Raw genomic sequence first — 20,335 nt, forward strand, 5'->3', positions numbered from 1 at the left:
GGTGTAGAAAATGCCCGGGCCGCAGAGCAGGAAGAGCAGAAGCCAGCCCCAGAGCACACCGTTGACCGCATCGACTATCTGACTGATGAATTCCATAAACCATTCCTTCGAGCGCATGAGGAACGCTGTCTGCAAGCCGTCATGCCCTCTGTTTCAGGGTACAAAAAAAAGAGCAAATCCATGAGATTTGCTCCAGAGAAACGCTTAGGGATGAAGCGGCAGGGTATGGTCGAGCGGCAAGATCCTAAGCTCTGTCCTTTGGCCTGAGAGTTTCGGCTTTCGCCTTGCACCTTCGGCACCCAAACGGGATTCTCCAGAGCTCCCTCCGCTGCTAGTCGGCCTTGCGGCGTTCAGGCAGTTTCAACGGGATCATGTGCTTTCCTGTGGAAAGCGAAAAAAATCTAGTATGATTTGCGGACGAATGTCAATAATGTGCCGGTGAATCAGTAATGTATCGATTTTCGGCGTGATTCTTGGAACAAAAATACATCGTTTTTGTGCGGTGCGCAGTCTCTGACTTTCTTGAAATAGGCATTGAAGTTCATGTGGTTATGGAAATGAAACGGAAATTTTCCGTGGTCGGCGCAGCGCTTTTCGGGAAGAGGGCCGGAATATTTTTGAGTAGTCGGCGTTCTCTGGAGGGAGGCCGGATGCCTCCAGAAGAAGGCGTCCGGCGAGGGGAACGCGTTTGTTTTTTTGTAAGGAGGAAGCGGCGGAGCAAATTTTTCTCTCCCCCTTGCGCGCCGCGCCTTTTTCTGACACCCTGACCGCAAAAAACAGGAGTTGCTTATGCTGCCTACCATTTCGCCCCGCAGGGCGTTTGAAATGTTGAAGAACGGGGAAGCCCGTCTTGTTGATATCCGGGAAACGGCGGAATACGCGGAAAACTTTATTCCCGGAGCCCGCCTCGTGCCGCTGTCCATTGCGAAGATTTATCCGCTCAAGGACGCCGACGCCCCGGACAAGCCCGTCATTTTCTTCTGCCGTTCCGGCAACCGCACGGACAAGGCTTCCGACCTGCTGCGCAGTCTTGCCGGCGACGTCGAGGCTTGGCAGATGGAAGGCGGCCTTTCCGGATGGCAGAAGGAAGGTCTGCCCGTGCAGCACGAAAAGGCGCCGTTCCCGCTGTTCCGGCAGATTCAGATCGGAGCCGGAGCGCTGGTGCTTCTGGGCATACTGGGAAGCTACGTGTGGCATCCCATGTACTGGCTTTCCGCGTTTGTGGGAGCAGGACTGGTGTTCGCCGGAGTCACGGGCTTCTGCGGTCTCGGACTGCTGCTTGCGCGCATGCCGTGGAACAAGAAATGATCGCCGCATGAAGAAAGAACGCCGGGAACATTCCCGGCGTTCTTCGTCGATTCGCAAGACGTTTGGCGGATCGTTTCGCAACGCTTGTTTCGATCGTTACGCCCTGGGAGCGCGCGTTCTTTTTTCCCGGAAGAGGAAGGATCCCAGCGCCAGAATGACGCATGCGGCCACAATGATGAGCAGGGCGCTCTGCAGTCCCTTTTCATGGGCGACGAAGCCGAGCATGGGCGGGAAGAACAGCAGGCCGCTGTAGGAGAGAATGGAAACAATGGCGCTTGCTCTGCCCGCGCTTATGCCCGGGCAGCTTCCTGCGCGGCTGAAGAGCGTGGGCGCGATGGGGGAAAGTCCGGCTCCCATGAGCGCGTATCCGGCAAGACATACGGCGGGCAGCGGCGAGAAAAGCGCCAGCAGCATGCCGGCAAGCGCCAGCAGCGAGCCGCCGAACAGCAGAATGAAGTCGCTCAGCACGTGCCGCAGTCTGTCTCCGAAAAGGCGGCAGAACACGGTGGTGATGGAAAAGGCCGCAAACACGAGCGCGGCGGTATGTTCTCCCGCGCCCTTGACGGTGAACAGCAGCAGACTTCCCCATTCGGCCACGGAGCCTTCTGCGGCATAGGAGAGCATGGAGAATACGCCGCAAAGAATGACGAAAAGCGGCAGTGCGCGGGAGGAGGCCTTTTTTTCTTCTACGGGAGAAGCGGGCATGTCGGAAAGAAGATGCGAGGCGGCCTTCAGGAGAAAACAGGCGTACACGCCGAGCACGCAGACGGCATTGATGAACGGACTCAGTCCGAGACCGGTGAAAAAGGCTCCGGTGACCGAGCCCGTGACGCCGCCGAAGCTGTAGGCGGCGTGCATGAACGACATGCACGACGTGCGGTAGCGATGTTCGGTGTGAATGCCCTGGGTGTTCATGGCAACATCCACGAGTCCCATGCTTGCACCTGCAAGGAGACAGCCTGCGCCGAGCTGCACGGGCGTCTGCGCCAGGCAGCTCAGAACAACGGCGATCACGAGAATTATGGCGCTGTTTTTCAGAATGCATCGACTGCCCCATCGAGCAATGAGCCGGCTGCTGCAGAACAGGGCGGCAAGACTGGATACGCCGAGGCAGAGCAGCATCAGACCTATCTGGGATTCGTCGGCGCCGGTCTGCATTTTCAGTGCGGGCAGGCGGGAAGTGAACACGCCATAGGTGAGTCCGGGGCAGAGAAAGAAGTACGCGCAGGATGCGCGGGTGATGGAAAACTCAGTCCGTTTCATGCCATGATCCTTGATTTTTGTCGAAACAACGCGAGTCGGCGTCTTTTCTTCGGTCGTTCGTCAGTGTAAACTACTGGGTAACACAAGGGTCAAGGAGAAAGTCGTGGGAAGAAAAAGTTTCTTGAAGATCGGGGAATTTGCCCGCGTATGCCACACCACCAAGGACACGCTGCTTCATTACGACAGAAAGGGACTTCTCCGCCCGGCGTATGTTTCGGAAAACGGCTATCGACGATACAGCATGAAGCAGTTTTTCGATTTTGATCTGATTTATCTTCTCAAGGAAACGGGCAGCACGCTGGAGGAAATAAGGAAGTGTCGCGAAAGCTGCGGGGACGAGGGATATCTCGGACTTGTGACGGAGCGCATAGCCGTGCTGGAGCGGGAACAGGAACGCATGGCGCATCGACTTTCCATGCTGAGGGGCCTGGCGGACATGGGAGAGAAGGCTCGGCACGCGACGTATGACCGACTTTTTTTTGAGCGGAGAGATGCGCTTGAGATACGCGTGTATCCTGTGGATTCCGAGAAGATCACCGTTCGGGAATCGAGCGCGGAGTGCTACTCCGAGTGCCTGATGCGCAGCCTGATGGAGGGAAACAGCATTGATCCGCCGCTCGGCGTCATTATTCCCGAGGACTGCGCGTGCAGGGGAGAGTTCCGCATTGAGAGCATGTTTACCGCCGCGTGGCGCGACGTGGGACGGGAGCGCGCCGGACGCATGGAGGCGGGCAGGTATGCCTGCCTGTTCCATCGGGGCGACATGCAAAGTCACGAAGAGGCGTTCGTCCGCATGACGGCGGAACTTTCTGCCCGGGGAGAGCGGGCGTGCGGCCCCGTGTACGCGTTTGACCAGATGAATTACGTGCTCGGCGAAACCGGCGATGAGTACATTGCCGAATACGTCGTGCGGGTGAACGATGATAGCGCTGCGGAAAAGGAACGGCGGCTCGCGGCATGCGAAGCGTCTGTGACCGCGAATTGAGGTGTCCGGCGCAGGGAGCAGGAAAAAAGCCCCGTTGTCGTCCTTGCGGAAACAACGGGGCGTCAGGGGATTGCGGGTCAGGCGTCCCGCCAGGACGCAGGCCGCTTCATGATGTATTCGTCCACTGTGATGACAAAGGATGTGGATCGGAAATGGCGGCAGTCCTCGACCATCAGCTCCTTGGAATCCTTCATGCTGAAGTGCCCAAAGCGCAGAGCGTCTTCATTCCAGTAAGTGAGAATGGGAAAACCGTCCAGCGGAATTGAGTCTTCCGTAAGGCGTTTGTCTATGTGGTTCTGCGAGTAAGAAGCCATGCCGCTGTGATGCCTGAAGCAAAAGCTGGGATGTTTGTCCAGCCAGTATTTCATGGCTTGTTCATGTGTTCTGTCCGCGGGTTTTGTGAGAAGGGCGATGCGTTTGATTTCCGGGCTGCGTATGCCGGTAGGTCTGTTGGTGTACAGCTCCCGGATCATATATTCCGTGACCTGATAGGCTCCAATGATGCGGGCGTCGGAATAGAGCTCACGCACGTCATTCCAGTCCGGCCCCTTGATTTCGTCCACGGCCTGTACGCCGTAGGGATCTTCGCCGTTGGTATCCTTTGTCAGACAGCTCAATGTTTGTTCCGAAAGAATGTTGGCGCGGTATTCCAGTATGTCGGGGCGTTCGGCGAGCTCTCGGGCATGCTTTTCGAGATACCATTCTTTCAGAGAAGTGGTTTTGCATTGCCCCAGAAGAATGATCAGCTTGCCCGCATAGCAGGGATAGTTGTACAGCGGCATAATGACTCCGTTGGTCGAGGAGCGGCCGCCCCGGTCGAGGAGGCTCGGCGCGAAGCGGCCGGAATGTTGTTTTTTGAAGATCAGAGCCGGTACGCCGCCTCGAAGCCGTCGCGCACGGCGGTGATGACCTTGCCTGCGCGGATGCTGTCGCCAACATAGATCACCGGAACGCCGCTGGCTTCCAGCATGGGATGACTGCTCTGATCCGAGCGGTAGCCGAGGGCGAGCACGGTGCTGTCGAAGAACGGAAGCTGTCGTTCGCAGCGGAACCGGTCGCGAACGGTGATGCGGCCTTCGCCGTCGATGTTCACGATTTCCGTCTGCAGAAGCGCGTTCACGCCGAGTTTCTTCAGGCGGGGCAGCAGCAGTCTGCGCGCGCGGGTTTCGAGATCAGGAGCCAGGGCGTCGCGCAGCTCCAGAATGGTGACTTTGTGTCCTTTTTCCGCCAGAAATTCCGCCGTTTCGCATCCGACGAGTCCGCCGCCGAGAATGATGACGGAATGTCCGGCCTGCACATCGCCCTGCAGAATCTGCTGCGCGGTCACCAGCGAGCCCGCGCAGCGGCAGAAGCCGGGCACCACGGGCACGGAACCCGTGGCCGCAATGATGACGTCCGGAGCCATCTGACGGATGAAGGCCGGTGAGACGTCGCAGGAGAGTCGTATGTCCACGTGCAGGGAGTTCAGCCGGTGCTCCAGACTGCGGATGAGCTTGCCGTACATTTCCTTGTGGGGCGGAAGCATGGCAATGTTGAGCAGGCCGCCGAGGCGGTCGGCCTTTTCCGCCAGTGTAACGCGGTGTCCGCGCTCCGCCGCCGTGACGGCTGCGGTCATGCCCGCAGGTCCCGCACCGACGACAAGCACCTTTTTGCTCGCTGCCGCAGGAATCTTAGGCCAGAGAATTTCATGCCCGGCCCGGGGATTGACCGCGCATGTCACGCATTCTCCGCGGGAGGTGAAGCCTATGCAGCCGTCGTTGCAGGACATGCAGGGCGTGATGGCGTCGTCGTCGCCGGACTTCAGCTTGGCGGCGAAGGCAGGATCGGCAATCTGGCCTCTGCCTACGGCAAGCATGTCGGCCTTGCCTGAGTTGAGAATATTTTCCGCCGTGGCGCGATCGTGAATTCGACCCACAACGATGACGGGAATGCGTCCGCCCACCGCCTTTTTCACTGCGGCGGCGCGGTCGGCGTTCCAGCCCATGGGAATGCAGGCCGGAGCCGTGACGAACTGATTTGTTTCCGGGCAGGCAACGGTGACGTTGATGGCGTCTATGCCGGCGTCGGCGAGCGCTGCAGCTGCGGAGCAGGCCATGTCGAGGGTGAGACCTCCGTCGATGAGTTCGTCCACGGAGAGGCGGAACAGGATCGGAAAGTCATCGCCCACTCGCTTGCGCACGGCTTTGAGCACTTCCAGGGCAAAGCGCAGACGTTTTTCCGGCGTGCCGCCCCAGGCGTCCTGACGGCGGTTGGTGCGGGGCGAGAGAAACTGCAGAATGAGATAGCCGTGCGCGCCGTGCAGTTCCACGGCGTCGAACCCTGCTTTTCTGGCCCTGTCGGCGGCGTCGGCGTAGGCCTGAATGATGTGCAGAATGTCTTCTTCCGTAAGTTCGCGGGATTCTTCGTCGCTGGTGACGCCCGGAATCTGTGAGACCAGGAGTCGCTGCTGACCGGAAAACATGGGCAGAGCACACCTGCCGCCGTGCTGCAGCTGCACGGCCATGTGTCCGCCGACGGCGTGAACAGCATCGGTGAGACGTTTCAGGCCGGGAATCATGGCGTCGTTGTCGATGAGAACGCCGCGGGCAAAGCTCAGACCGCTGCGCTCTACGCAGGTGGCTTCCAGAATGTTGAGCCCGCAGCCCCCGGCCGCCCGCTCCACATGATAGCGGATGAGACGATCGGTCACTTCGCCGTTGCGGGCGGCGTAGTTTGTGACCATGGCCGGCAGAACGATGCGGTTGGGAAGTTCGAGCGTATTGATGCGTATGGGGGAAAATATGGGAGATGTCATGAATATTCCTCGGAAGAATCAAAAATAAAGACCTAGAGATCGTGAACGACGTGCATGGCGGAGCTCACGGCCGCAAGTACTCTGCCAGCCTTCACGCAGTCGCCCGCGGCGGAGTAGGGTATGCCTGCCGCATCCAGATCGGAGCACAGCTTTTTGTCGGCTCGGGAGCCGAGGGCGATGATCACGGTGTCGAACGGACCGAGATCGACCGTTGACCCGTCCGCGCGGGAGGCGGCAATGCAGTTGCCTTCAAAGGCCTGCACCTTGTGCCCCGTAAACACGGAAACGTTGAGCGCTGCCAGACGTTTTTTCATGAAGTCCTGCATGACGGGGTGAATGCCCTGCGCAATGTCGTCCGCCATTTCCACGATGCTGACGCTGCGTCCCGTGCGGGCAATGTATTCGGCCGTTTCCGCACCCACGAGCCCGCCGCCGATGACGGCCACCCGGGCGCCGGTGTCGTCGAGATGTCCGTCGAGCACTTCATCGGCGGAAAGATGCGGCACGTTTTCCAGCCCCTTGAAGGGAATGGAGATGGGAAGGCTGCCGGTGGCGACGATGACTCTGTCGGCATTGAAGCTGCGGATGAAGTCCGCATCTACGTGGCAGTTCAGACGGATATCGACCCCGACGTTTTGCAGACGATGGAACATGTTGAACAGGTAGATGGCCAGATCGGTCTTGAACGGCGGCAGCGAGGCGAGGAAGAACTGTCCGCCCAGGCGGGAGAGCTTTTCGCACAGGGTGACGCGATGTCCTCGGCGGGCGGCGTACCATGCGGCCTCCATGCCGGCGGGGCCGCCGCCGACAATGAGCACGCGAAGAGGCGTTTTTGCTTTTTCGTCCGAACGGAATTCGCCCTCGAAGCCCATGAAGGGATTCACGGCGCAGAGCGTGTCGAGGCCCACGCCGGTGCGCATGGCGCAGCCGTCGTTGCAGCCGAGGCAGTTGCGCACGGCGTTGAATTTGCCCGCGGCGCACAGCCTGGGCAGTTCGGGATCGGCAATGAGGGCGCGTCCCATGGCCACGAAGTCGGCAATGCCGCTCTGAATGATTTCTTCGGCCTGAAACACGGTCTTGATGCGTCCGGCAAGAATGAGAGGGAAGTCAGGCCCCACGGCCTGGCGCACGGCAATGGCGCGGGCTCTGTTGATGATGTAGCCCTCGCTCGCCGGAGGAATCACGGTGTGATGCGTGGCGTAGTTGCCGGACACGATGTGGATGGCGTCGATGTCGCCCGTGGCGGCAAAGAGCGCTGCCGCAGCCGCGCCGTCCTGCAGCGGCAGACCGCCGGGAAGGCTTTCTTCCACGCTCATGCGGAAGGTCACGGTGAAGTCTCTGCCCACGGCCGCGCGCACGGCCCGGATGACTTCAAGGCTGAGTCTTGCGCGGTTTTCCAGGGAACCGCCGTATTCGTCCCGTCGCTTGTTGGTGTAGGGCGAGAGAAACTGCGTGAGCAGATAGCCGTGGGCACCGTGGATTTCCACGGCGTCGAACCCGGCTTCTTTTGCGCGCCGGGCGGCTTCGCCGAACTGCCTGACGATGACGGCGAGTTCTTCCTTCGTCAGCACGTGAACAGGTTCTTCCGAATAGGCGACGGGGCAGTCGGAAGGAGCCACCACGGGCAGTCCGCTGATGGCACTCCAGGTTTCGCGGCCCGCGTGATGAATCTGAACGGAAATTTTTCCGCCCTGGGCGTGGACGGCGTCGGTGAGACGCCTGAGGCCGGGAATCTTGTTGTCGTCGTCAATGCCCACGCCGCGGCCGAAGCCTTTGCCCTGAGGCGTGACGTAGGTGGCTTCCAGCGTGTAGAGTCCCACTCCGCCGCGGGCTCTTTCGGCCGCATAGGCGATGAGACGGTCGGTGACGAAGCCTTCCTCGGACGCGAAGCTGGTCACCATGGGGGGATAGATGATGCGGTTGCGCAGTTCCACGTTGCCGAGACGCGCAGGTTCAAGACATTTCATGATGGTCTCTCCGGGGCGGGAATATATCTGCAATTTATATAATAGGCATGGTAATTACATAGTATTACAGATAATTACCATGCCTTGCAGGGAATTCGTTAAATCAGCTGCAACAGTTCTGCGGCGTTGTAGTACAGGGATCTTTCAAGAGCTTCCTTTTCCAGTCCTCTGTTTTTCCAGTTCTCGATGCTCTGCTTGAACCCTCTGATCGGGTAACTCGTAGCAAACAGGAAGCGGTACTTGAGCCACGAGTTCGCCGCTCTGGCGTATTCCTGGAACATGGGCATTTCACGAACATAGAAATAGCAGTCGGGGGACACGTACACGTTGGGGCACTGCATGGCCACGCCGAGCACTTCTGCCACCTTCGGCCAGCACCCGTGAGCGAAAACCACCTTGACCTTGTTGAACTTCTTGAGAATGGGCATGAGTCGAGTCGGATCGGAGTAGGTCAGATCGGGGCCCAGGAACGAGCTCATGGTCAGCGTGAGAATAAGGTTGTACTGCTGACAGGCGTCAAAAATGGGAACCATGCTCGGATCGTCGAAGTAGATGGGGGGATTGCACCAGCCGCCGTCCACGGACACGCCCTTGATGTGATATTTCTTCACGCAGTCTTCTATTTCTTCCACGGCCGTCGGCGAATGGGGACAAATGCCGACAAAGCCGGAAAAACGTCCCGGATATTTTTCCGTCAGTTCATAGACATCGCTGTGCAGGGTGTCGCCGTACACGGGGTTATGCGTCTGGCGCCCCATGATGACGCCGTGCGTGACGCCGGCTTCGTCCATTTCCTTTATCATGAGGTCGATGCTGCCTTCATCGACGGAAGGAACGGGCTGACGCTCGAATCCGGTAGGCTTCTGCAGCCTGGGATCAGCAATGTTGCCGGCGCTCTGCCAGGTTTTTATGATGCCGAGTTCAAGAAAGCTTTTGAACGGAGGACGGATGCGAAAGTCGATAACCATGAGTGATCTCCTGTAGGAAATGTTCGGCGTTTTTTTAGGGGGGATGTTTCAGTGCAAAGGCTACTTGATGATTCCTTTTTCCTTATAGAATTTCGCCGCGCCGGGATGCAGGGGCAAAGACAGATCCTTGACGGCGGTATTCAGGTCGATGGTGTTCCAGGAAGGAATGGCCCGGATGATTTCTTCTCTGTTGTCCAGAATGGTTTTGGTGATGTTGTAAACGAGTTCTTCGTCGAGATCCTTTCTCACTATGAACTCCGCTCCGTCTCCTGCGCAGGGAATTTCGGAACCGACGGCGCCGCTGAAATACGTGGCGGGAATTTTTTCCGGTCTGAGGCCGTATTTCTGAGCCAGAGCGTTCAGCACCGTGTCGTTGAGCGGTATCCAGCGAACCTTCATGCCTGCAACGATTTCCTGAATGTAGGCGGACTCTCCGGCCCCGAACCAGCAGAACATGTCCAGTTGACCGTCTTTGAAAAGACTTACGGCGTCGGTAAAGCTCAGAGGATAGGTCTTTCCGCCCCAGCTGCGGATATCCTTGTAGGTGATGCCGTACTCTTCAAGCACCCACCGCGCAGTGAGCTCAACAATGGAGCCGTTCGGACCAGTGGAAATTCTCAGCGGAATCTTGTTGGTCTTGACGTCGTCGAAGGTCTTGATGGGCGAATTTTCGGGGACGATGATGTGAAAGTAGGTCGAGTCGCCGACGTTCATGATGGACTGAACGTTTTCACACTTGCTTCGATACGGATACTGTCCCAGAAATGCGGCTTTTGCGTTTGAATGATTGGTTATGGACAGGTCGCCGTCTCCCTTGTTGAGCCGTATGGGGTTGGCCATGGAGCCGCCGGGAATGAGCTTGAAATCCGTATCGGGATAGTTGGTGGTAATGAGCTTGCCTATGGCGGCCAGGCCGAGAGTCCATCCGCCGCCCATGCCTGCGCCGATGGCTGTGATGTTGGTATTGGCTTCCGCCTTGGGCGCACACGGACAGATAAGAGCACAGGCCAACAGTGTAATCATCAGAGACTTTTCAAGCAATTTTTTCATAACATCTCTCCGTATGGTAAGTGGTTGGTTACATTGTTGCCTTACGACGATTGGCATAGATCTGGATGAGCAGTATGGACACGATGGTTACGCAGCCGCAGACATCGGTGATGAAGCCGGGATATATCATGAAGAAGCCGCCCAAAAGCAGGAGAATCTGCTCGATCTTGTTCAGAGGGCGGAGGAGAAATCCCTGCATGGCGGCGGATACCGAAATGACGCCGACGAGGGAGGTAATGATCGACATGATGATGGTGGACGTGTCGCCGATGAGCAGCAGTGCGGGTTCAAAGACAAACATGAAGGGAATGATGAAGGAAACGGTGGCGAGTTTGCATCCTTCTATGCCTGTCTGCATTGCCGGGGCTTCGGCAATGGCCGCGCCTGCAAAGGATGCCAGGCAGACGGGGGGAGTAATGACGGAAATGACGGCATAGTACAGGAGAAACATGTGTGCGGCGATCATGGGGACGCCGGCCTTTATCAGAAGCGGAGCTCCGAGGCTGGCCACCAGAATGTAGGCCGGAGCGGTGGGCACGCCCATGCCCATGATGATGCAGACGGACATGAGCATGATGAGCATGATGACGATGTTGTCGCCGGCCAGAGAGGCAACCATGTTGATGAAGGAAAAGCCGGCGCCGGTGATGGTGATGACGCCGATAATAATGCCGGCACAGGCACAGCAGGAAGTCACCATCAGGGTGTTTTTGGCAGCGAAAATGAAGGTTTCTATGATGCCTTTGAGGCCCATTCGGTTCTTGGGAGAGAACCAGGAAAGAATGTATATGAGAAGACTTGCGCTGAGCGCGGAGTAGATGGGACTGTAGCCCATGACAATGAGGACGATGAGAAGAATGAGCGAGGTAAGATAGTAAAGCCTGGAGATGATGCTCGAAACGGAGGGAATCATGTCCTTGGGCGTGGATCCGATATTATGCTTTACGGCCTGAAAATGGATCATGAAAAACAGGGACAGGTAGTACAGAATGGCCGGGAAAAGCGCCGCCTTCGCGACAGCCAGATATCCGAGCCCGGTGATGTCGGCCATGATGAACGCGGCCGCGCCCATGACGGGGGGCATGATCTGCCCGCCCGTGGAGGCCACGGCTTCCACGGCGCCTGCAAATTTGGGGATGTATCCCACGCGCTTCATGGTGGGAATGGTAAAAATGCCGGTGCCGTACACATTGGCGACGGCGCTGCCCGAAATGCTTCCGAACAGAGCACTTGCAAAGATGGCCGCCTTTGCCGGACCGCCTTTGGCATTTCTCGTCGCGAGGCAGGCAAGATCCATGAACAGATCGTTCATATGGCATTTCTCAAGGAAGGCGCCGAACAGAATAAAGGCAAAGATGATCGTCGCAGCGTTGGAGAGAGGAATGCCGTAGATGCCGTCGGGAAGGAGGAAGATGTGTTCAATAAGTCCGTTTAAATCTATGCCGCTGTGATGCAGTTTTCCGGGAAGATACGGGCCGAAGTAGGCATAGGCAAGGCTGATGACGGAAATGATGACAAGAGCCTTTCCGGATGTTCTGCGGGTGATTTCAAGAACAACGCAGATGGTAATGATGCCGAAAATAATATCTGCAGACTGAAGTTCATCTACATAGGGTATTCTTGTGAGACAGTAGTCAAGATTGACATAGAAATATATGCCCGTAGATATTGCTATTACGGCAAGTATGATATCTACGTATTTTGAGAGAGAATTTTCTGATTTGATTAATGGAATGGATAGGAAAGTGATGGCGGCGACAAATGCCAAATGAAACGACCTTTGTATGACGGTGTCGATGATGACGAGTCCAGAGGTTGTCAAAATTTGGAATATGACAAAAATAATGGATAGTACAACAACGGAATTTTTTTTGATTTTATCAAGTAATTGCATTGGGGTGCCTCCATGTTTTGTCGTTGATAGCTATCCATTGTCATATCGATTATTATTACCGGAACACTGATATTCGGAAACCTCCTACAAGTGTGCCGGTAATAATAGAGACTGCTAATTCAGACCGAACAGACGTTCGGCGTTTTCATGCAGAATCTTGGGCAGAACGATGGGATCGTATCCCATGGCCAGGAACTTGGGCAGGGCCTGGCTGTAGTCGGCGTAGGGGTAGGCCGAGGCATAGCACATCTTGTCGCTGATGCAGGTGTTGACGGCTTCAACCAGCAGGTTGGCGCCGGGCAGGTGACGATAGATGGAACTCTCGATGTACAGGTTTTCATGACGCCAGACCATGGCGATGAGTTCCTGCGTCCACGGGAAACCGGCGTGGGACAGCAGAACCTTGAGATCGGGAAGATCGGCGCAGATGTGATCGACGGGCAGCGGGCTGCCCCATTCCATGTAGGAACCGCCGCGGATGGGCAGAGGGCCGATGGTGATGATGACCGGCACGTTCAGTTCCGCGCACTTTTCATAGATGGGGTAGAAGCGTTTGTCGTCAGCGGTGGTCTTGAGCGCAAACGGATCGACGGAAACGCCCTTGAGGCCGAGATCCTTGATGGAGTGCTCAATGTCGGCCTGCACGTTCTCTCCCAGCGGATCGGCGCCGGCAACGCCGATGAACACGGGGTACTGCTTCATGAGGCCGGAGATGTATTCATTGGATACGTAGGGGCCGCCTACGGAGCGCAGATCGCGTCCCGAGCACACTGCGCCGGTAATTCCCATCTTCTTAAAGAACTTCATGGTGGTTTCCAGAGGTTCCGGCTTGAGCGGACGGGTCTGGGTTACCCAGAAGTTCGCGGGTTCGGGTTCGATGTACCACAGAAATTCCGGAGTGAGCGGACGGAACCGGCAATCAATGATGGCCATAAGGCATCTCCTTGAAAAGGGTTGTTTGTCTACTTGAAAAGTTGCAAGTTCCGTGCCAAAAATCACAGTATGCTATAATATGACATAATCTGTTGTTTTTTATTGTTTTTGCATATTTTCCACCTTGCGTTCGGCGACGCTTTCTGGACGCCTGGACGGCAGGATTCGTTAACGATTTGGATTTTTTGTCCAAACAAAAGTCCAAATGAAGATTTTAATTATTTACCTTAATTTAATTAATATTTTTTTTATTTTTTTACGCTTGTTGACACACATTATAAAAATATTCAGAATTTGTCCAAACTATTTAATGTCCGGCCGGTGTAATATTTCACGTAATGGGGAAGCGTATGACATTTGCCGCAGCAAGCCTGAGAAACAGCCAGCGAATTTATGAACAATGGGAAAACTTTCAGAAAGGGAAAGACGTCGATCGAACCATCATACGGGAGTTCATTTATCGTTCCTGGCAGCGCTGCCGTCAGTACGGGGTGGACCCTCTTATGCCTGTGAGCAAGGTTGCCTCGCCTTCTCAGCTCAGAGAGCAGACCGTGCTCAATGCCCCCCTCATTGAATCTTCACGGGTCATCATGGAAAAAATTTTTTCCATGATCTCCGGCACGATGACCACCATGGTGCTGGCCAACAACATGGGCATGGTGCTGAGAGTTCTGCCTGAAGACTCGGAGTCGCCCGTAGCCGGCATGTTTTCCCGGGAAGAGTATCTGGGCACCATCGGCATAGGAACCTGTCTGGAGGAAAAAAGGCAGATAGAGATATTCGGCGCAGAGCACTACTGCCGGTGCCATCACGGACTGGTGTGTTCCGCAGCGCCCATTTTCGGTCATAATCACGACGTGATCGGCATTCTGGGAGTGACCACCGCTGCAGAAAGTTTTCATTCACACACGTCGGGCATGCTGGGCACGGCCGTGTACGCCATTTCCCAGCAGATGCACCTGCGTGATCTGCTTGAGGAACAGCACACTCTCATCGAGCTTCTGGAAGAGGGCATCATTGCGCTCGATGCCTCAAAAAATATCCGGACCATGAACAGCAAGGCGATGAAATTATTGAAGCTCAAGAGTATGCCCGTGGGCAGTCTGGTGACGGACGTCATAGAGTTCAGCAGAAGCACGCGAGCTTTTCTTGATGAAGGAACGCCGTTCAACGACGTGGACACCACGCTGATTCAGCGCATCGACAACGTTTCCCTGCCCTGCGTGATGTCCGGCGCGCTCAACAAATCATCCGGGAGCATGCTGATAACCTTGAAGGAAATGGGAAGAATGCGCGATTTTGCCAATCGGATGACCGGAATGAAGCCGACGTTTCAATTTAAAGATATCCTCGGCAATTCGGCCAACATTGAACAGACGCTCAACAGTGCAAAGCGCATAGCGCCGTCCAACTCCACGGTGCTTCTTCTGGGAGAGAGCGGAACAGGCAAGGAATTGTTCGCGCAGGCCATTCACAATGCAAGCAGACGCGCCGGAAAGCCTTTTGTCGTCGTCAACTGCGGCGCGTTGCCTCGGGAACTCATACAGAGCGAGCTTTTTGGCTACACGGAAGGCTCGTTTACCGGAGCAAGCAGGCACGGCAAGCCGGGGAAGTTTGAACTCGCCGACGAAGGAACCATTTTCCTCGATGAAATAGGCGAAATGCCCATGGATGTGCAGGTCAATCTGCTGCGTCTGCTTCAGAGTCGGGAGGTGATGCGCATAGGCGGCAAGACGGCGAGAATTGTGGACGTGCGCGTGATTGCAGCTACCAATCGGGATCTTCTGCAGCTCATTCGGGAGCATCGGTTCCGGGAGGATCTGTATTACCGTCTGAACGTGTTCCCCATCAGTCTGCCGCCGCTGCGTGATCGGGCCGGCGATATTGAAGTGCTGGCGCGATATTTCATTGGAAAAAGCTCGCAGCAGGCGGGAAAACAGGTGGATGGACTTTCCCAGGAAGCCGTGCAGATGCTCAATGACTATTCGTGGCCTGGAAATATTCGAGAACTTGAGAATGTTATGGAGCGCGCCGTATATTTGACGTCTGGACCGGTGATATCTGCCTCAGACCTGCCGAGCGTGATGTCGGACAACAGCATGCGACGTAAAAATTCCATAAAAGTGCATAATGAAAAAGAACATATTATTGCTGTTCTTGATAAAAATGGATGGAATATAAAAAATGCCGTTCAGGAATTGAACATTCCTAGGAGCACATTGTATTATAAAATAAAAAAATATAATATATCGAGACATGATAGGAATGAAAACGAACGAAGCGACTTTTATCGGGAAATACGAAACTTATCCAAAGAACAAATAGATATGATTGTAAATCTGGCAAAATATTTAAAAGATAATATTTCATGATGGATTGACAATGCATATCTGGCGGAGCGTATCGCTGCTGAAAGCGGGCTCCGCCTGTATTATTGTGAGATTTTTACGGCCGTACAGCTGCGTCATTATCTTTTATACAACATAAATTTATTTGATTTTTTAGTAAGTTAATACTGAATTTGAGGTTGTTCGGTCTGGGAGAAACATTCTCCGCAAACGAGAAAAAAAGCAAAAAATCCTGCCAAAGTTTCTGGAGAGCAGAAGAAAGGGCCCGGAAAGACATCGGAATGCGTCATCGTATGAGAAATTATGGCAACCGAATGAAAAAACTGTATGTTTTTGGAAAAGCTGAAGCGGACTTCCCGGTTTTCGTTCTCGCGGGCTGAAAAGTGTCCGTTTTGGACGACTTCGAGCGGAAATTCTCATGCCCGGAGTGCCTTTGTATCTGAAGGCTTCAATAAAATTATAATGAAATTATATGATTGTTGCTCATACTCCTAGGGATTGCCCGTACTCGGACGGAAATAAAGCGTACGGCACTGGAAAAATTTTTTGAGAAAAAATATTTTTTTTTCGGAAATGAAATGGCACAAAAAGCACCAATCATTTAATATACTGAAATAAAAAGAAAAAAAATAAAAAGCTCCTCCTGTTGAGCTTGCTCTATCAAGCACATGTCGAAATGAGTCGATCTTTTGTTTTTTTAATTGTAACCGGCGTTAATTATTTATTAAAAATAGCAGCAACTAAAAAAATTCCGAGAAAAATAAACTTGTTGAACTTTTTTTGAATAATATTATTTTGAGTGCCGGTTGCGGGTGCCGCAACGCAAATTATCTTTTTAACAGGGGAGTTTATATGTCAACGAAAGCTGCTTTCAACGAAGACAAAGTAGCCCTCGTCTGCGGGTTATTCATCTTCGTGCTGGCACTGGGCAAACTGATCGGCCTGGATATTCTGGGCTGGACCCTCAAGGTCGGAATGTGGGTGAGCAACCCCTTTGACGGTTTGTCTTCGGCGACGAAGGGACTCGTGCCCGGCTGGGCTGCGCTGCTTATCACGTATGTCTTCATCACTGCGGTTCTCTCCGTGGGCGTGAAGCTCATGAGAGGCAATGTGAAGCGCTTTGTCGGTTCCTTCACGCTGATCTTCTTCATCGCCATCGCCTGCTACACCGTGGGCGCCAACGCCTACATCGCCGCCAACCCCACCGAACTCGCCAAGATGGGCATTCCGTGGGCTCTGGGCCTCAGCACTGAAGCCGGTCTTATCTGCGCTCTGATTGCCGGTATCCTCATCGGCAACCTGGCTCCCGGTTTCACCGACAGCGTGCGCGAAGCCTGCCGCCCCGAACTGTTCGTGAAGATCGCCATCGTTATCCTGGGCGCCGAACTCGGCGTGAAGGCTGCCGATGCCGCCGGTTTCGCCGGTCACGTCATTTTCCGAGGCCTCTGCGCCATTGTTGAAGCTTACCTGCTCTACTGGGCCGTGGTTTACTACGTTGCTCGTAAGTACTTCAAGTTCAACAAGGAATGGGCTGCTCCTCTGGCTTCCGGCATCTCCATCTGCGGTGTGTCCGCCGCTATCGCCACCGGTGGTGCCATCCGTGCCAGGCCTGTGGTTCCGATCATGGTTTCTTCCCTGGTCGTTGTGTTCACCTGCATTGAAATGCTGGTTCTGCCCTTCCTTGCTCAGCACTTCCTGTACAGCGAACCCATGGTGGCCGGCGGCTGGATGGGCCTGGCCGTTAAGTCCGACGGCGGCGCTATCGCTTCCGGTGCCATCACCGAAGCTCTGATCCTCGCCAAGGTTGCCGGTCTCGGCACCCAGTACGAACCCGGCTGGATCGTGATGGTGACCACCACCGTTAAGATCTTCATCGACATGTTCATCGGCGTGTGGGCCCTCGTGCTCGCCTACGTGTGGACTGCCAAGTTCGACAAGACCAACGGCGAACGCACCATGAGCTGGGGCGACGTGATGGACCGCTTCCCCCGTTTCGTGCTCGGCTACCTCGGCACCTTCCTGATCCTGCTCATCATGTGCCTCTCTTCTTCTGAAATGCACAAGCTGGGCGGTGCCATGTCCGGTGCCATCAACGGCTTCCGCACCATCTTCTTCCTGCTCACCTTCTTCAGCATCGGCATGGTTTCCAACTTCCGCAAGCTGAAGGAAGAAGGCATCGGCCGCCTTGCCATTGTGTACATCGTGTGCCTCTTTGGCTTCATCATCTGGGTCGGTCTGTTCATCTCCTATGCTTTCTTCCATGGCATGACCCCGCCCATCGTCGGTGCCTAGTCTATTCTTATAAAGGAGCATAAAATGGAAGATAAAGAAGTTAAACTCCATGAAGAAATAAAGAATATGGAGTATGAGCCTCTGGATGAAACCGAACTCAAGCTCATTCACTGGAGCTGGGGCCTCGGCGTCACCCTGCTGGTCGTGCTGTTCCTCATCAGCAAGTTCGTGATGACGACGCACTAAGCCGTTTACTGAACGAATGATTCTTGTGCCGGAAAGAGATCTGTTCTCTTTCCGGCACTTGTTTGGAGTGAGTTATGCCTCGCTATCATCTGCGTTATCTTAAGGGCCCGAACTATACGCTCAATCTGGAATATGACGGCATAGTGGAAGCGCCTTCCTTTGAAGAAGCGCTGCGTCCTCATACGGACTGGCCCATTACGGAAAGTTACGATCACGCCACGGCTACGGCCTGGAATCCCGGCACCTGCATGTATTATCAGGAAATGTGGGAGGCCGCTCTCCTGCCTGACGACAAGAAGGATGCCGCTCCTTCTCAGAACAATGCCTGACGACGTTTGCGCCGTCCGGCGAAAGTCCGACCTGGAAGGCAGGGCGTGTCCGTCAGCGGGGACGGATGCATCATTGTTGTGTCGCTATGAAGTCTTGATCGACGTGATGCATCTTGCTGACTGCGTGGGAGATTGACGGTAATTTTCGACGTCTTCGATCATGCGGAGCTGAAACAAGACGCACCTGTTTTGATGTTCATGCCTGCTCGTCGGAAGCGGCATATTTGCAGAGTGACTGCGGCGCACTTTCCTGCAGCCATCTGTTTGTCGGTGTACAAATGAAGTGCGCGTCATTTTAACGTTAATTTTCGCACCGGCTTTTTATGGCTTCTCTGTAAGGTAGTTCGATGTTATATCGAATTATTCTTACAGAGAAGTCTTTTTGTTTATACGATGAGTTTTAATATTGAAAAGGTTATGACTCTTATAATGAGATGTCGGGGCTGGCGCTTCTGTGTCAGCATGTTTTATTGGGACGAATGGATTCGGAGAAAAGCTGACCGGCGAAGCGTTGAGCAGCGGCGTTCATGTCACGCCAGAAAGCGTCGTTGCGGGCCGAAATTAATTTTGCCGAAAACAGTGGTTGCAGAGCATTGAGGGAAGGCCGCGTCGACGCCTTTCCCAAGGGAAAACGCTGCGGGAGACAAGCTCTTTTAATGAATGAAGCGCGTATTCTTCATAAACAAACGGGCCTCCATGCTGAAACATGGAGGCCCTGAAATTTATGGAGCCAGCTTGGAGACTTGAACTCCAGACCTACTGATTACGAATCAGTTGCTCTACCAACTGAGCTAAGCTGGCGCTTCGGACATTCTTTTTATGGGTTTTCATGGGGGATGTCAACACCGCGGACGGCATTTCCCGCGGGAAGGGCGCGCGGGCTACTGAGCCAGAGGCACGGTGAAGAGAAACATGCCGCCGGGCCCCTTTTCGGCGCGGATCATGCCGCCGTGTCTTTCCACGATGTGCTTGCAGATGGCAAGGCCGAGTCCGGTGGACGAGGGCGAGACCCGTTCCTTTTCCACGCGGTAGAAGCGCTCGAAAATGCGCTCGCAGTCTTCGGCCGGAATGCCGGGCCCCTGATCCGACACCGTGAACACGGCCATGGATTCAAACGGCGAGGGCTCGCCCGTAATGGTGATGGCGCTGCCTGCCGGAGCGTAGCGGCAGGCGTTTTCCAGCAGATTGCGGAACACCTGCGTGATGTAGTGGGCGTCGGCCCGGATGTTCATGCTCCGGTCGATGTGAATGTCGGTCGTCAGATTTTTTGCCTCCAGATGGGGCAGGCAGGCGTCGAGCGCGTCTTCCAGCACGAAGGCGGCGCGCACGCAGGTGAGCTGGAGGGGCACGGTGCCGCTTTCCAGCTTGGAGAGGCGCAGCATGTCTTCCACGAGCAGCGCCATGTGACGGGCGTTGCGCAGAATGGTGCTCGTGAACTTCTGTCTGTCTTCCGTGTGATGGGGCGGCAGATCGAGTATGGTTTCGGCAAAGCCTATGATGGTCGTCAGGGGGGTGCGCAGTTCGTGCGCCACCTCGCCCATGAATTCGCGGCGTCTTCTGCTCATGCGCACAAGATCGCTGATGTTGTGGAACACCACCACGGCGTAGGGCGCGGTTTCGCAGGTGAAGAGGCTGTCGCGGTTTTTGAGCGGCGTAATGCGCACGCTGAGAATGACGTCCTTTTCCAGCGTGATGCGGAAGGCAGGAGAGGCGTGCGGCGTGGGCAGAAAGTCGTGCAGGAAGGCGTCGAGCATTTCCCGGAAGGTGGAGCCGGGAACCACGGCGGAAGCGGGCATGCCCACGGCGCTGGTGGTGAAGAGCTGACAGAACGAAGGATTGGCCTTGAGCACGACGCCCTGCTTGTCCAGAATGAGCACGCCTTCGTCGAGGCTGTCGAGAATGCTGTCGAACGACGCGGAGGATTCCTGTTTTTTCGAGGCGTCGTTCTGGGCGTCGTCGGCGGCCGTGAGATCGGTGAAGCAGGATTCCCTGTTGGGAACGATGGACGGGGCTTTCAT

The 20,335-nt window shown here is 55.2% G+C and carries 15 protein-coding genes, 1 tRNA gene and 1 riboswitch; of the genes, 6 read left to right on the forward strand and 10 right to left on the reverse strand.

The features are described 5' to 3' along the window. Nucleotides 1-241 precede the first annotated feature (241 nt). A riboswitch (glycine riboswitch) is annotated at nucleotides 242-327 on the reverse strand. 462 nt (nucleotides 328-789) lie between these two features. Further along, on the forward strand, nucleotides 790-1,308 hold the full coding sequence (locus tag ACZM96_RS02955; protein ID WP_489487229.1) for a rhodanese-like domain-containing protein: 519 nt from the start codon (nucleotides 790-792) through the stop codon (nucleotides 1,306-1,308). 96 nt (nucleotides 1,309-1,404) lie between these two features. Here the strand turns inward: ACZM96_RS02955 and ACZM96_RS02960 are convergent, their stop codons facing one another. Beyond that, a complete protein-coding gene (locus ACZM96_RS02960) occupies nucleotides 1,405-2,571 on the reverse strand; it encodes an MFS transporter (RefSeq protein WP_489487230.1) in 1,167 nt (388 codons plus the stop codon). 103 nt (nucleotides 2,572-2,674) lie between these two features. Here ACZM96_RS02960 and ACZM96_RS02965 point away from each other — a divergent pair, with 103 nt between their 5' ends. Then, complete coding sequence (locus ACZM96_RS02965; protein ID WP_489487232.1) at nucleotides 2,675-3,556, forward strand: MerR family transcriptional regulator; 882 nt, start codon at nucleotides 2,675-2,677, stop codon at nucleotides 3,554-3,556. Between the two features lie 77 nt (nucleotides 3,557-3,633). Here the strand turns inward: ACZM96_RS02965 and ACZM96_RS02970 are convergent, their stop codons facing one another. The 7 genes from ACZM96_RS02970 to ACZM96_RS03000 all read right to left on the reverse strand — a co-directional run bounded on the left by ACZM96_RS02970 (nucleotide 3,634) and on the right by ACZM96_RS03000 (nucleotide 13,162). After that, the gene (locus ACZM96_RS02970; protein WP_489487234.1) at nucleotides 3,634-4,338 is read right to left on the reverse strand and encodes a hypothetical protein; all 705 of its coding nucleotides are present in this window, start codon (nucleotides 4,336-4,338) and stop codon (nucleotides 3,634-3,636) included. Nucleotides 4,339-4,418: 80 nt separating this feature from the next. Next, on the reverse strand, nucleotides 4,419-6,350 hold the full coding sequence (locus ACZM96_RS02975; RefSeq protein ID WP_489487235.1) for an oxidoreductase: 1,932 nt from the start codon (nucleotides 6,348-6,350) through the stop codon (nucleotides 4,419-4,421). Between the two features lie 32 nt (nucleotides 6,351-6,382). Continuing rightward, entirely contained in the window at nucleotides 6,383-8,317 is a 1,935-nt protein-coding gene (locus ACZM96_RS02980; RefSeq protein ID WP_489487237.1) for an FAD-dependent oxidoreductase, read from the reverse strand. Nucleotides 8,318-8,415: 98 nt separating this feature from the next. Next, nucleotides 8,416-9,285, reverse strand: a complete 870-nt coding sequence (locus ACZM96_RS02985) for an amidohydrolase family protein (protein WP_294484063.1) — start codon at nucleotides 9,283-9,285, stop codon at nucleotides 8,416-8,418. 60 nt (nucleotides 9,286-9,345) lie between these two features. After that, nucleotides 9,346-10,392: a TAXI family TRAP transporter solute-binding subunit gene (locus tag ACZM96_RS02990; protein WP_489487239.1), complete on the reverse strand. Its 1,047-nt coding sequence runs from the start codon at nucleotides 10,390-10,392 to the stop codon at nucleotides 9,346-9,348. Further along, the gene (locus tag ACZM96_RS02995) at nucleotides 10,364-12,229 is read right to left on the reverse strand and encodes a TRAP transporter permease (protein ID WP_489487241.1); all 1,866 of its coding nucleotides are present in this window, start codon (nucleotides 12,227-12,229) and stop codon (nucleotides 10,364-10,366) included. Before ACZM96_RS02995 ends, ACZM96_RS02990 begins: the two co-directional genes overlap by 29 nt. A 114-nt stretch (nucleotides 12,230-12,343) precedes the next feature. Then, on the reverse strand, nucleotides 12,344-13,162 hold the full coding sequence (locus ACZM96_RS03000) for an amidohydrolase family protein (protein ID WP_294484058.1): 819 nt from the start codon (nucleotides 13,160-13,162) through the stop codon (nucleotides 12,344-12,346). Between the two features lie 350 nt (nucleotides 13,163-13,512). Here ACZM96_RS03000 and ACZM96_RS03005 point away from each other — a divergent pair, with 350 nt between their 5' ends. The 4 genes from ACZM96_RS03005 (at nucleotide 13,513) to ACZM96_RS03020 (ending at nucleotide 18,317) form a co-directional block, all read left to right on the forward strand. Next, the gene (locus ACZM96_RS03005; protein WP_489487242.1) at nucleotides 13,513-15,534 is read left to right on the forward strand and encodes a sigma-54-dependent Fis family transcriptional regulator; all 2,022 of its coding nucleotides are present in this window, start codon (nucleotides 13,513-13,515) and stop codon (nucleotides 15,532-15,534) included. 828 nt (nucleotides 15,535-16,362) lie between these two features. Continuing rightward, a complete protein-coding gene (locus tag ACZM96_RS03010) occupies nucleotides 16,363-17,802 on the forward strand; it encodes a putative sulfate exporter family transporter (protein ID WP_294484056.1) in 1,440 nt (479 codons plus the stop codon). 24 nt (nucleotides 17,803-17,826) lie between these two features. Continuing rightward, nucleotides 17,827-17,988: a bacteriocin-type signal sequence gene (locus ACZM96_RS03015; RefSeq protein ID WP_294484055.1), complete on the forward strand. Its 162-nt coding sequence runs from the start codon at nucleotides 17,827-17,829 to the stop codon at nucleotides 17,986-17,988. A 74-nt stretch (nucleotides 17,989-18,062) separates the two neighbouring features. Further along, nucleotides 18,063-18,317, forward strand: coding sequence for a hypothetical protein (locus ACZM96_RS03020; protein WP_489487244.1), 255 nt, complete (start codon nucleotides 18,063-18,065; stop codon nucleotides 18,315-18,317). 725 nt (nucleotides 18,318-19,042) lie between these two features. On the opposite strand, the gene ACZM96_RS03025 is transcribed toward ACZM96_RS03020, so the two are convergent. After that, nucleotides 19,043-19,118 (reverse strand) — tRNA-Thr (locus ACZM96_RS03025). Nucleotides 19,119-19,198: 80 nt separating this feature from the next. After that, on the reverse strand, nucleotides 19,199-20,335 hold the full coding sequence (locus tag ACZM96_RS03030; RefSeq protein ID WP_489487245.1) for an ATP-binding protein: 1,137 nt from the start codon (nucleotides 20,333-20,335) through the stop codon (nucleotides 19,199-19,201).

The organism is Mailhella sp. (assembly GCF_057866825.1).

Coding starts and splice junctions, on each gene's coding strand:
- ACZM96_RS03020 (WP_489487244.1), top strand. CDS start 18,063: ATGCCTCGCTATCATCTGCGTTATCTTAAGGGCCCGAACTATACGCTC.
- ACZM96_RS02995 (WP_489487241.1), bottom strand. CDS start 12,229: ATGCAATTACTTGATAAAATCAAAAAAAATTCCGTTGTTGTACTATCC.
- ACZM96_RS03030 (WP_489487245.1), bottom strand. CDS start 20,335: ATGAAAGCCCCGTCCATCGTTCCCAACAGGGAATCCTGCTTCACCGAT.
- ACZM96_RS02960 (WP_489487230.1), bottom strand. CDS start 2,571: ATGAAACGGACTGAGTTTTCCATCACCCGCGCATCCTGCGCGTACTTC.
- ACZM96_RS02990 (WP_489487239.1), bottom strand. CDS start 10,392: ATGCCAATCGTCGTAAGGCAACAATGTAACCAACCACTTACCATACGG.
- ACZM96_RS03000 (WP_294484058.1), bottom strand. CDS start 13,162: ATGGCCATCATTGATTGCCGGTTCCGTCCGCTCACTCCGGAATTTCTG.
- ACZM96_RS02985 (WP_294484063.1), bottom strand. CDS start 9,285: ATGGTTATCGACTTTCGCATCCGTCCTCCGTTCAAAAGCTTTCTTGAA.
- ACZM96_RS03010 (WP_294484056.1), top strand. CDS start 16,363: ATGTCAACGAAAGCTGCTTTCAACGAAGACAAAGTAGCCCTCGTCTGC.
- ACZM96_RS02980 (WP_489487237.1), bottom strand. CDS start 8,317: ATGAAATGTCTTGAACCTGCGCGTCTCGGCAACGTGGAACTGCGCAAC.
- ACZM96_RS02955 (WP_489487229.1), top strand. CDS start 790: ATGCTGCCTACCATTTCGCCCCGCAGGGCGTTTGAAATGTTGAAGAAC.
- ACZM96_RS03015 (WP_294484055.1), top strand. CDS start 17,827: ATGGAAGATAAAGAAGTTAAACTCCATGAAGAAATAAAGAATATGGAG.
- ACZM96_RS03005 (WP_489487242.1), top strand. CDS start 13,513: ATGACATTTGCCGCAGCAAGCCTGAGAAACAGCCAGCGAATTTATGAA.
- ACZM96_RS02970 (WP_489487234.1), bottom strand. CDS start 4,338: ATGCCGCTGTACAACTATCCCTGCTATGCGGGCAAGCTGATCATTCTT.
- ACZM96_RS02975 (WP_489487235.1), bottom strand. CDS start 6,350: ATGACATCTCCCATATTTTCCCCCATACGCATCAATACGCTCGAACTT.